This window comes from Streptosporangium sp. H13245 (assembly GCF_055690525.1).
The window spans coordinates 99,193-111,525 of the sequence record NZ_JBSZKT010000012.1 but is presented as its reverse complement, the minus strand read 5'-3'; the positions used below and the strand labels follow the sequence as shown (position 1 = coordinate 111,525).

The window sequence follows — 12,333 nt, the reverse complement described above, 5'->3', positions numbered from 1 at the left end:
GTTCCGTTCCGTTGATGAAGAGTGGAGTCGGGCCCGGCTACCCCTTCTCCCCCGGCCCGGTACGCAGTGCCCTGACCTCGCGGGTGAGCAGGAGCGGCAGGCACACCAGGGCCGCCAGCGAGCCGAGGACCCACAGCATCGGCCGGACGCCGAACACGTCGCCGAGCACACCGCCGGCGGCGGCGCCCAGCGGGAGCGTGCCCCACACCGCGAACCGCATGGACGCGTTCATCCGGCCCTGCAGCTCCGTCGGGGTGATCGCCTGCCGCAGGCTGACCTGGTTGATGTTGTAGACCGCGATTCCCGCCAGCATCAGCCCGATCGCGACGGAGACGAGCAGCGAACCGGCGCCCGGTCCCGCGGAGGCGATGAGCAGGATCGGCAGGACCGCCAGCAGCGCGGCCCCGACCAGCGTCGGCCCCAGCCCCAGGGCCCTGACCACCCGCGCGCTGACCATCGCGCCGAGCAGGGCGCCCGCGTTGCCCAGGGTCAGGATGAGCCCGAGTGTGCCGGGCGTGAGGCCGAGGTCGTCGAGCGCGAACACGACCAGCAGCGCGGTGAGCGCGCCACCGAGGCCGATCAGGTTCATCAGTCCCGTGCACACGGCGATCGCTCGCAGCGTGCGGTTGCCGAAGACGAACCGCAGCCCCTCGCCGATCTCGGCGGCCATCCTCCGCCTCGGGGCGGGCTCGGGTCCGGTGGCCGCGGGACGGCGGGTGATCATGCCGACCAGTACGGCCGACACCAGGTAGCCGACCACGTTGAACAGCAGCACGAGCGGGGCGACCAGCACGTGGACGAGCAGCCCGCCGAGGCTCGGTCCTCCCAGGTACGCGATCGACCGGGACACCTCCAGCCTGGTGTTGCCCGCGGGAATGTCCTCGGTCTCGACCACGGAGGGCAGGAACGCCTGGTCGGCGATGTCGAAGAACACCGTCTGCACCCCGACCAGCAGGCCGACGACCAGCATCAGCCCGATGCTCAGCATGTCGAACAGGTAGGCGAGCGGCAGGGTCGCGAGGACCACCATCCGCCCGACGTCGGTGAGGATCAGGATGCGGCGCCGGTCCCAGCGGTCCACCCACACGCCCGCAGGCAGCGCGACCAGCAGGAACGGCAGGGTTTCCGCGGCCGCGAGCAGGCCGACCTGGGTCGTGGACGCGTCGAGCACGGTCAGCGCGATCACCGGGATGGCGAAGAAGGTGATCTGCGAGCCGATCTGGCTGACCGTCTGGGCCGCCCACAGCAGGGTGAAGTCACGGTGACGCCAGAGACTTCGCCGGTCCGCGGTGGGCGTGGCCTTGCTGTCCATGGTGGGGGGTGTCCCTTTCTCCGTCGGCTTCTCTTCCGGCCTCTTCGTAGGCCCGACAGCTTCTCTTCCAGCCTCTTCGTGGATCCGACAGCTTCTCTTCCGGCTTCTTCGTGGATCCGTCGGCTCCTCTTCCGGCTTTTTCGTGGGTCTGTTGGCTTCTCTTCCGGCTTTTTCGTGGGTCCGCTCAGCCGGTGGCCAGGTGCTCGCGCAGCGAGCGCGGGCGCATGTCGGTCCACACCAGCTCGATCCGGTCGAGGCAGGTGTCGCGGTCGCCGACGGTCCCCTCCTCGGTCCATCCGGGGGGCAGGGCACGTCCGACGGGCCAGATCGAGTACTGGTCCTCGTCGTTGCGGACGACGCGGTAGTCGGTGGGATCGGTCATGGACACTCCTCTTGTCTGTTCGGGGATGTGAGCGTGTCTTGCCTGTTCAGGAAGGTGGGTGTGTCTTGTCTGTTCAGGGATTTGGGCGTGTCGCGGACAGCAGGTCGGCGACCGGCCGGTCCAGCCCGTCGGCCAGGGTGTCGAGTACGCGCCTGACGTGGTGCAGCAGCTCCACGGCGCGCTCGTCCGACACCTGCTCGCGGTAGTAGCTCACCTTCAGCAGCAGGGCGGGGTCCGGCCAGACGACCAGCCGCAGCGTCTCGTCTCCGGGGGCGCCGTTGGCGATCGGGTTCCAGCCCGCGAGCCGCGACTGCAGCCGCCCGTCGAACGGGAAGTTCTCGACGACGATCTCCGAGTCGTACAGCCGGTCGGCGTCGTCGATCCCGCACCAGCGCTGGACGTCCAGGGGCGAGACGTACTCGAACCCGGCCGCCTCCGCGTGGTTGTCCTGCAGACCGCGCAGCCAGTCCCGGCAGCGGGCCGCGTGGTCCACGACGACCCGGCTGGGCAGCCGGTTGTTGAGGCAGCCCACGATGTCCTCCGCGCCGCCGACCGCGTCGGTGCGGCCCGAGACGACGGTGCCGAAGACGAGGTCTCCGGTGCCGAGCGCGTGGCCGAGCGCGATCGCGTACGCGCCCTGTACCAGGGTGTGCAGGGTCAGCCCCGTTTCGGCCGCCCGCCGGTTCAGCAGGGCCGTGCGCCCGGCGGGCAGCCAGACGCGCTGGTCGGCGTGGATCGCACCACCGTCACCGGGCCCGCCTTCACCAGAACCGGGACCGAGCCCGCCGTCGCCACAATCCGGGCCGAGCCCGGTGGCGCCGGAACCCGGGCCGAGTCCGGTGGTGACCAGCCCGCGCGGTGCTCCGGCGAGCCTGCCGGTCCAGTACGACCGGGCGGCGGCCTCGTCACGCTCCTGCCACCAGCGGGCGATCACACCGGGCTCAGGCCGGGTGGCCAGGGTGACCGGCTCGCCCGCGCGGAACCCGTCGTGCAGGTCGAACAGGTCCCGCAGCAGCGCCGAGAACGACCAGCCGTCGAGGGCCAGGTAGCAGTAGTCCCACACCAGGAAGGCGGCCCCCGGCCCCCGGTCGAACACGGTCAGCTCGACCTGGCAGCGGCGCAGCGGATCGGCCGGGGTGCTCCTGACGACCTCCAGGTGCCGGTCGACCGCGAGGACCGCCTCGGCCGTGCCGAGCCCGCCGAGGTCCTCGCGGCGCACGCGGAGCGCGGCGTTGCGGTGCACCACCTGCAGGTCCCCGCCGTCGTACGCGCGCAGCGAGGTGCGCAGGGCCGGATGGTGCTCGACCAGCGCGTTCCACGCCAGGACCAGCAGGTCCACGTCGACGTCCGTGCCGCTGACGTCGAACGCCTCGTACACCCGGTACATCCCGGGCCGGGGCCGGTGCCGCAGCCGGTTGAGCCCCCAGCGCTGCATCGGCCCGGCCCGCTCGATCCGCTCGGCGTCGAGCAGCCCGGCCAGCAGCGCCGACCGGCTCGCGCCGTCGATGCCGAGATGGGCGGTCTCGGGCAGCCGGAACCTCCGGGGGGCCGGTCCGGCCTCGGTCACCGGCGGCTCGCTCTCCCCCGGCGTCCAGGTCGCGCCGAGCGCCCCGGCCAGCTCGCGGACCGTCTGGTGGGCGAACACGTCCCGCGCGGTGAACGGCATCCCCTCGGCCCTGGCCAGGGAGACCACCCGGATGCTGGAGATCGAGTTGCCGCCGACGGCGAAGAAGTTGTCGTCGGCCGAGAGGTCCTCGCGGCCGAGCACCTCCCGCCAGACGCGCAGGAGCGCCGCCTGCCCGGCGTCCATCGGCTCCGGCCCGCCCGTGGCCGGTCCCCGCTCCCGCCCCTGTTCCCGTCCCCGTCCCCGGACGGGCTCCGGCAGCGCGCTCGGCACGAGCTTGCCCCCGGCCGTACGCGGCAGATCGGCCAGCTCGACCAGGTAGGCGGGAACCTGGTAGCCCGGTATCCGCTCGACGAGGAAGCGTCGCAGGTCGTCGGTGTCGAGCGTGCCGCCGGGCCGGGCGACCACGTAGGCGATCACCTCGTGTGAGCCGTCGGTGCGCACCGCGCGGGCGGCCACCTCCTCGACGTCGGGGTGGGCGGCGACCGCCACCTCGACCTCCCTCAGCTCGACCCGGTGACCGCGTACCTTGACCTGGCCGTCGACCCGGCCGACGAAGCGCAGCACGCCGTCGGCGTCGACCTTGGCCCGGTCGCCGGTGCGGTACATCCGCGCGCCCGGCTCGCCGCCGAACGGGTCGGGCACGAACCGCAGCGCCGTCGCGGCGGGCAGGCCGAGATAGTCCCTGGCCAGGCACGGGCCCGCGACGTACAGCTCACCGGCCAGGCCGGGCGCGACCGGCCACATCTCCGCGTCGAGCACGTAGGCGCGCATGCCGCGCATCGGCAGGCCGATGGGCACCACGGGGCCGAGCCCGCCGTCGCTCACCGAGCCGGTGTGGGTGATCGAGGTGATCAGGGTCTCGGTGAGGCCGTAGGCGTTCACCACCGGCACGTCGGTACGCTCGGACCAGCGTTCGAGGTCGGCCACGTAGCCCGCCTCCGCGCCGATCACCACGGTGCGCAGCGCCGGGGGCAGCGGACGCGGGCGGCGTTCCAGGTCGCGCGCCCACTCGGCCCAGTAGGAGCTGGTGAAGTCGGCCAGCGTGCCGCCGCCGTCGGCGAGCACCCGTTCCAGGTCCACCGGGGCGATCCTGTTGTCCTCCAGCAGCAGCACCCCGCCGCCGACGCACCACACCGGCACCGTCTCCTCGAAGCAGACGTCGAAGGTGAGCGCGGCGAACTGCAGGAACACGTCGTCGGCGGTGATCGCGAGCCGCTCGGCGAAGATGCTCGCGTAGAACGCGAGCGCGTCGTGGCCGACCGCCACCGGTTTGGGAAGCCCGGTCGATCCGGAGGTGAACAGCACGTACGCCAGCGCGTTGAGAAGGGTCGCGGGCGCTCCCGCGTCTCCCTCCCCCGCGCCGCCGACGTCCAGGTCACCTGCCTCCGGGCCTCCCACCCCCACGCCACCGGCCTTCGCGCCACCGGCAGTGTCGATCCCGTCCAGGTCCAGCCAGGCGAGTTCGGTGGCGAGGTCGAGCCGCTGCGCGACCTCCTTGGCCGCCTCCGCGGACCCGGCCAGCCCGAGGCGCACCCCGGCCGCCTCCGTCATCGCGCGCAGCCGCCGGTCGGGCAGGGACAGGTCGAGCGGGACGACGGCCGCGCCCGCGTACCAGGTGCCGAGCACCGCGACCGCCCAGCCCACCCCGCGCGGCAGGGCGAGCAGCACGGTGTCGTCCGGTCCCGCGCCCGCCGCGCGGATCCGCGCGGCCAGGCTCCTGGCCCTGCCGTCGAGCTCGCGGTAGGTCACCTCGACGCCCTGGCAGGTCCTGGCCGCGACGGCGTCCGGGCACAGGGCGGCCCGTTCGGAGATCTGCAGCGGCACCGGCACCCGGGTCGGCAGGACCGGCCCCTCCGCCTCGACCGGCCCGAACAGCAGGCTTCCGCTCCCGCCCGCGTCCAGGTCGCGCACCAGCCGAACGTCCCCGTCGCCTTCGTCCGTCCCGTCGGCCACGAAGGACTCCAGCAGGGCCAGGTAGGATCCGGCCAGCGCGGCCACCGTACCCTCGTCGAACAGGTCCGTACGGTACTCCCAGTCGGCGACGACTCCCCCGGCGGTGACCTCCACCCCGAGGCCCAGCTCGAACTTGGCGTTCGTGCACGGCGTCGCCATCCGTTCGGCGGTGAGACCGGCGCCGAACCCGGGGGCGGTCGCGTCGAGCTGGTCGAGGCCGCACACCACCTGCACGATCGGCGCGTACGCCGTCGAGCGCGGGACCCGCAGCCGGTCCACCAGCTCCTCGAAGCCGACACCGCCGTGGCGCATCGTCTCCAGCACCCTGGCCCGTACCTGGTCGAGCAGGTCGGCGACGGTGTCGCCGGTGCCGACGCGCAGCCGCAGCGGGACGGTGGTGACGAACATGCCGACGGTGTCCGCGTCGTCCATCGACGTCCGCCCCGACGACGGCGAGCCGATCACCAGGTCGCGCTGCCCGGTCAGCCGGGCCAGCAGGACCGCGTACGCGGCGAGCACCACCATGTACGGCGTGACGCGCCACCGCGCGCAGGCGGCGACGAGCCGCCGCCACAGCCGGGGCGGGATCGTCCGGCGCAGCGCGGCGCCCGCGCTGCCGCCGCCCTCCGGCCGTGGCCGGTCCGCTGGCAGGTCGACGACCTCGGGAGCGTCGCGCAGCGCGTCCTCCCAGTACCGCAGGGTCTCCTCGCGGCCGGGCGGCACGGTCGTGTCCCGGCCGAACCAGGACGCGGGAGCGGGGAGATCTGCCTCGGTCCCGTCCGCGAGCGCGCGGTAGAGCAGGCCGAGGTCGCGGTACAGCACCCGCAGGGACAGGCCGTCGCACACCAGGTGGTGCGCCACCAGGACCAGCACGTGGTCGTCGGCGGACAGCCGCAGCAGGGCCGCGCGCAGCAGCGGGCCACGAGACAGGTCGAACGGCCTGTCCACCTCGTGGGCGAGCCTGGCCCGCGCCATCTCCCGCGCGGTATGCGGCGAGTGCGAGAAGTCCACCACCGGCATCGCGAGCACGACCGGCCCGGTGTCCTCCAGGAAGGGCCGCTCGCCCGCGACGACATGGCCGCGCAGGACCGGGTACCGGTCGAGCAGGGCCGTCAGCGCCCGGTGCAGCACCCCGGAGTCGAGCGGGCCGCGCACCCGCAGGGAGGTGTTGATGTGGTACAGCGCCGCCCCGCCGTCCGGCTGGACCGTACGCTCCCACTGCTCGCCGAACCAGAGCCCGAGCTGCGCCGGGGTCAGCGGCGCCCGGACCGGCGCGCCGGTCATGCCCGGACCTCTTCCGCGGGCGGGGTCACGGCGAGGTGGCCGACGAGCTCGGCGACCGTCGGGTGGGCGAAGAAGTCGGCGACCGGGAGGTCCACGCCGGTCGACGCCTTGAGCCGGTGGCGGATCCGCAGCACCGCGAGCGAGTGCCCGCCCAGGAGGAACAGGTTGTCGTGCCGGTTGACCTGGGGCACGTTGAGGATCTCCGCCCAGATGCCGCTCATGGTACGTTCCAGCTCCGCCCGCGACGCCCGGTCCCGGCCCGCCACCTCGCCCGCCGCCTCGCCCGCCGCCTCGCCGCCGGTGAGCGGTCCCGTGCCGTACGACGGTCTCGTGTCGTGTGACGGTTCTGTGCCATGCGACGGCTCCGTGTCGTGCGACGGTCCCGTGTTGTGCGGCGGTTCCGGCAGCCGTGCGCGGTCGATCTTGCCGGAGGTGGTCAGCGGGATCTCGTCGAGCACGACGTAGACGCGCGGCACCAGCCCCGGGGGCAGCTTGCTCGCGGCGTGCGCGGCGAGAGCCCCCACCGGCGGCGGCTCGCCCGTCGCGGGCCGCACGTAGGCGACCAGGGTCTGCGCGGGGGACTCGCCGCGTACCACGACGTAGGCCGCCGCGACGGCCGGGTGGGTGCCGAGCACCTGCTCGATCTCGCCGAGCTCGACGCGCAGGCCGCGGATCTTGACCTGCTGGTCGCGCCTGCCGAGGTATTCGAGCCTGCCGTCCAGCGCCCACCGCGCGCGGTCGCCGGTGAGGTAGAGCCGCCCGCCCGGCCGGGGGCCGTACGGGTCGGGGACGAACCGCTCGGCGGTGAGGCGGGGGCGGCCGAGGTAGCCGTCGCAGACGCCGTCACCGCCGATGGCGAGCTCGCCCTCGACGCCGCGCGGCAGCAGGCGCCCGCCGGGGTCCGCGACGTGGACCTCGACGCCGGGCCCTGGGGCGCCGAGCGGCCAGGGTCGGCCGGGCTCCGCGGTCACCGGGCCGCCGGTGACGAACACCGTCGCCTCGGTCGGGCCGTACAGGTTGCGGACCATCGGCACGCCCGCCTCCTCAAGCAGCCGTACGAGCGGCGCGGTGCCCGCCTCGCCGCCCAGGTTCACCGAGCGCACGCCCGCCGGGATCGCGCCCTCGCGCAGCAGCTCGGAGAGCATGCCGGGGACGACGTTGGCCTGCGTGGGGACCAGGCGCGCGGGCAGCGAGGGCAGCGCGAACAGGTCGTCGACAAGCACGATCGTCCCTCCGGCCGCCAGCGTCGGCAGGATCTCGTACACCGAGACGTCGAACGTCAGGGCGGTGGCGGCGAGCGTGCGCTCCATCAGCCCGTCCGGGGTCTCCGCGAGGGCCCAGCGCACGAAGTGGCCGAGGTTGGCGTGCGTCACCCGGCACCCCTTGGGGAGGCCCGTACTGCCCGAGGTGTACATGACCCACGCGGTCGAGGCGGGGTGCGCGGGCCGGAACGGGGGGCTGTCCGCGGGTTCGAGCGCCGAAACAGGGGGCGCGGCGTCGGCGGGTTCGAGCCCGGTGACGTCGATCGGCTCCCAGTCCCCCGGGGGCAGCAGGTGCGCCGTACCCGCGTCGACGAGGACCCGGCGCGCACCGGAGTCCTCAAGCATGTACGCGAGGCGGTCGGCCGGGTGGGCGGGGTCGAGCGGCAGGTAGCCCCGGCCGGAGAGCAGCGTGCCCAGCAGCGAGACCAGCGCCGACGGTGTGCGGCGCAGCAGGATGCCGACCGGCGCGCCGGTGCCCGCGCCGGACTCGTCGAGCGTCCGGGCGACGGACCGGGCCCGCCCGGCGACCTCCGCGTAGCTCAGCGTCCCGGCCGTCGTGCTGATCGCGGGCGCGTCCGGAGTGCGCGCGACCGAGGCGGCGAACAGGTCGGCGAAGGGCGTCGCAGGCGCGGCCGGACGGCCGGTTCCCAGGGCGAGCAGCCCGGCCAGGCTCCCCGGGCCGACCAGGTCCACCTCGCCGAGGCGGGCGCCGGGGTTCTCGGCCATCGTGGCGAGCAGGTGCAGGTAGGAGTCCGCCACCTCGGCGATGAACTCCCTGGCGAACAGGTCGCTGTTGTACTCCCACAGCAGGGTGACCCGGCCGTCGAGGCGGCCGTCCGCGCCAGGCTCCGCCTCGGCCCTGGGGATGACGACCACGTTGAGGTCGACCTTCGCCGAGCCGTTGTCGCGCTCGTAGACCGTCGCCGAGCAGCCGGGCAGTTCCAGGTCGGGCATCCTGGCGTCGTTGGCGCTGAACATGATCTGGAAGTAGGGGTTGGCCGCCGGGTCGCGGTCGGGGTTGAGCGCGCGCACCAGTTCCAGGAAGGGCAGCTCCTGGTTGGCCGTGGCCGCGCGCACGGTCGCGGTACTGCGGCGCAGCAGTTCCGCGAAGGTGGGGTCGCCGCCCGCGTCGCAGCGCAGCACGACCGCGTTGACGAACATGCCGATGACGTCCTCGGTCTCGGCGAGCTGGCGGTTGCCGAACGCCGAGCCGACCGCGAGGTCGTCCTGGCGGGTGTAGCGCCACAGCGTGGCGTAGAAGCCCGCGAGCATGGCGCTGAACAGCGTGGTGTGGTGGGTCCTGGCCAGCTCGCGGAGCGCGGCGACGGTCCGCGCCGACACCTCCAGCCGGACCATGCCGCCCTCGAAGCCCTGCGGTCTCGAACGGGCCCTGGTGGTGGGCAGCGACACCGCGGGCGGGCTGCCGGCCAGTGTCGCGGCCCAGTGTTCCCGCTGTCGCCGCATGACCTCACCGGCCAGCGCCCGCCGCTGCCAGCGCGCGTAGTCGGCGTACCGGAACTCGATCTCGGGCAGCCCGGCCGGTTCCCCGGTGACCTCGGCGGTGTAGGCGGCGCGCAGTTCCCGCATCAGCAGGCCGAAGGACCAGCCGTCGTGGACGAAGTGGTGCTCCACCAGGATGATCTCGTGGGTGGCCGGTCCGAGCCGTACCACCGTCCAGCGCACCAGCGGCAGCTCGCCGAGGTCGAACGGCGTGGTCATGTCGCGGACGACGAGCTCCTCCACCCTGGCCCGCCGCTCGGGCTCCGGCACGCCGGACAGGTCGACGAGGTGGACCGGCATCGGGCCCTCGGCGTGCACGCGCTGGTACGGCACCCCGTCGTCGTCGTGGAAGGTGGTCCGGAAGATCGATTGGCGGGCGGTGATGACACCGGCCGCGCGCCGCAGCGCGTCGAGGTCGAGATCGCCCTCCACGCGCATCGTCGTCTGCGCGTGGTAGGCGATGTTGCCGGGGGCGAGCCGGTCGAGGAACCAGACCTGTTGCTGCTGCGCGGTGAGCGGTACGCGGTCGTCGTCGCCGCCGCGCTCCATCGGAGGCAGGGCGGTGGGGACGGTGTCCGCGCCGGGGCCTCCCCGGTCGACGAGCGCGGCGAGCGCGGCGACCGTCGGGTGTTCCATCAGGTCGGCGACGGTGATCTCGGCCGGCCAGCGGGCGCGGATCCGGTTGGTGATCCGTACGGCGGCGAGGGAGTGGCCGCCGAGGTCGAAGAACGAGTCGTCGGCGCCGATCCGGTCGACGCCCAGCGTCCGGCTCCACATCCGGGCCAGCTCGGCCTCGGTATCGGTGACCGGCACGCGGAAGGGCACGTCGTCGGCGCGTCGCCACAGCTGGGACTTGGGCAGGGCGTCGGCGTCGATCTTCCCGCTGGGCAGCAGCGGGAGCGCGTCGACGACGACGTAGCGGCTGGGGAGGTGGCCGGTGGGCAGGGACCGCGCCAGGTGCTCGCGGAGCCTTCCCGCGGTGGGCACGCGGTGGGAGTCGACCGGCACGACGTAGGCGATCAGCCGGGTGTCGCCGTCGTCGCCGGTCTCGGCGCGCGCGTGGGCCGCGGTGACCTCGGGGTGGGAGCACAGGTGCCGGACGACCTCCCCGGGGTGCACCCGCTGGCCCCGGATCTTCACCAGGTCGTCGGCCCGGCCGAGGATCCGCAGCACTCCGCCCGCGTCGAGGACGCCGCGGTCGCCGGTGCGGTACAGGCGCGCTCCCACACGCCCCGACCAGGGGTCGGGGACGAACCTGTCGGCGGTGAGCCGGGGGTCGCCCCGGTAGCCGAGCGCCACCCCCGCCCCGCCGACGTGGACCTCTCCGGGCCGTCCGGCCGGGACCGGCTCCAGGTTCTCGTCGAGCAGGAGGATCTCGGTGCCCGGGACGGCCGTGCCGACGGGCAGGGTCGCCCCGTCGGTGCCCGCGTCGGCGTCGGCTCCGGTGAGCGGGTGCGTCGTCGAGGTCACCGTCGTCTCGGTGAGACCGTACGCGTTGATCGTCTCGACCCGGCTGAACCGGCGCCAGGTGGCGAGCGTCGCGGCGCGGCCCATGTCGCTGCCGATGACGAGCAGGCGCAGCGAGGGGGGTACGGCGCCGCCGCCCTGGTCGAGGTCGCGGACCCACTGCTCCCAGTAGGGGGTGGGGAGGTTGGCGACGGTGACCCGCTCGCGGGCGAGGAGGCCGGTGAGCTGCTCCGTGGTGATCGCCGAGGTCGGCGCGAGCACGAGCGTGGCCCCGGCCAGCAGGGTGGGGAAGATCTCCTCAAGGGCCACGTCGAAGCTGACGGTGGCGAACTGGAGGACCCGGTCCTCACCGGTCAGCGCGTACACCGCCCGGACGGCCCGCGCGTGGGCGCCGAGCGCGCGGTGCGGGACCTCGACGGCCTTCTGCGTTCCGGTGGTGCCCGAGGTGAACAGCACGTAGGCGAGCTGCTCGCCGTGCGGGAAGGGCCTGGCGAACGGTCCGGCGAACGGCCCGGAGCCGGGCTCGGCTCGCTGAGCGCGGTCGAGCTCGGAGAGCGTCCCGGCCTCGGACTCGCCGGGCTCGGCTCGCTGACCGGGGTGCGTCCTGGCCTCGGATTCGCCGGAGTCGAGGAGCGTCCGGACACCGGCCCGTTCGGCGACGGTGGCGCCCGCCGCGTCGGTGAGGCACAGGTCGGCGGTGGCGAGCATGCGCAGCCTGCGGTCGAGCGGCAACCCCGGGTCGACCGGCAGGAAGGCGGCGCCGGACAGCAGGACGCCGGTCAGCGCGGCGATCAGCCCCTCCCCCCTGGGCAGCATGATCGCGACCACCGTCTGCGCTCCGGTGGGGCCGAACGGGTCGCCGACGCGCGACGCGACGCTCAGCGCCCGTTCCCGCAGCTGCCGGTAGGTCAGTTCCGCCGAGCCCGCCCGTACGGCGATCCGCTCGCCACCCGTCCTCAACGACTCGGCGAGGACGGCGCACAGCGGGTGGGAGGAAACATCGGCGTCGTGGGGCTTGGGGTGGGGGTAGGGCTTGGGGTCCACACAGTCTCCCTGGTCGTCAACCGCGCTCAAGCAACGCCGGGCATGTGAGGACGGCACGCGGGGCTCGGAGAATGAGCCGTGCGCGGCGTTGAGCCGCCTCACCGGGCATCGGAGAACCGCCGCCCGAATCTCTGGATGTTCCCTGGTCTGTTTCGGCGGCCCCACACACACCGAACCAAGGCATGAAAACCCGGATCTGCTCGGACACTCATCAGCTGAGTTACGTCCGATCGCGACGCGGATAACGTCCGGGATACCTGTCGTTTACCCGCCGCACTTTCATTTCCAGAGCCATAGCAGAGCACAGCGGTTGTCACCTAACAACCCCGCAATACCTTCTTGTTATTCTGGCCGCACGTCGGAAAAATGGGCCTTGTCGTTCGTTCGAAATTGTTGTACCGATCCCCCCGCCCCGAGTCGGCGAACCGGCATGTGACGATGTTTTCGCAGATGGAAGCCTTGAGGTGGGTAACGCTCCCGAACGGGAGGCCGCGGTTCCCGG

The 12,333-nt window shown here is 73.5% G+C and carries 4 protein-coding genes; all 4 read right to left on the bottom strand.

What is annotated here, in order from left to right; all coding sequences use genetic code 11:
• Positions 1-37: 37 nt before the first annotated feature.
• The 4 genes from ACW9TB_RS20230 to ACW9TB_RS20215 all read right to left on the bottom strand — a co-directional run bounded on the left by ACW9TB_RS20230 (position 38) and on the right by ACW9TB_RS20215 (position 11,831).
• On the bottom strand, positions 38-1,312 hold the full coding sequence (locus tag ACW9TB_RS20230; protein WP_472749574.1) for an MFS transporter: 1,275 nt from the start codon (positions 1,310-1,312) through the stop codon (positions 38-40).
• Between the two features lie 184 nt (positions 1,313-1,496).
• Positions 1,497-1,694 carry an MbtH family protein gene (locus ACW9TB_RS20225; protein ID WP_472749573.1) on the bottom strand — a complete coding sequence of 66 codons (198 nt, stop codon included), beginning with the start codon at positions 1,692-1,694 and terminating at the stop codon, positions 1,497-1,499.
• Between the two features lie 73 nt (positions 1,695-1,767).
• Positions 1,768-6,558, bottom strand: a complete 4,791-nt coding sequence (locus ACW9TB_RS20220) for a non-ribosomal peptide synthetase (RefSeq protein ID WP_472749572.1) — start codon at positions 6,556-6,558, stop codon at positions 1,768-1,770.
• Positions 6,555-11,831, bottom strand: a complete 5,277-nt coding sequence (locus tag ACW9TB_RS20215) for an amino acid adenylation domain-containing protein (protein ID WP_472749571.1) — start codon at positions 11,829-11,831, stop codon at positions 6,555-6,557. Before ACW9TB_RS20215 ends, ACW9TB_RS20220 begins: the two co-directional genes overlap by 4 nt.
• Positions 11,832-12,333: the final 502 nt, after the last annotated feature.

Excerpts from the sequence above, each read along its gene's own strand:
- ACW9TB_RS20220 (WP_472749572.1), bottom strand. The coding sequence starts at position 6,558 with ATGACCGGCGCGCCGGTCCGGGCGCCGCTGACCCCGGCGCAGCTCGGG.
- ACW9TB_RS20230 (WP_472749574.1), bottom strand. The coding sequence starts at position 1,312 with ATGGACAGCAAGGCCACGCCCACCGCGGACCGGCGAAGTCTCTGGCGT.
- ACW9TB_RS20225 (WP_472749573.1), bottom strand. The coding sequence starts at position 1,694 with ATGACCGATCCCACCGACTACCGCGTCGTCCGCAACGACGAGGACCAG.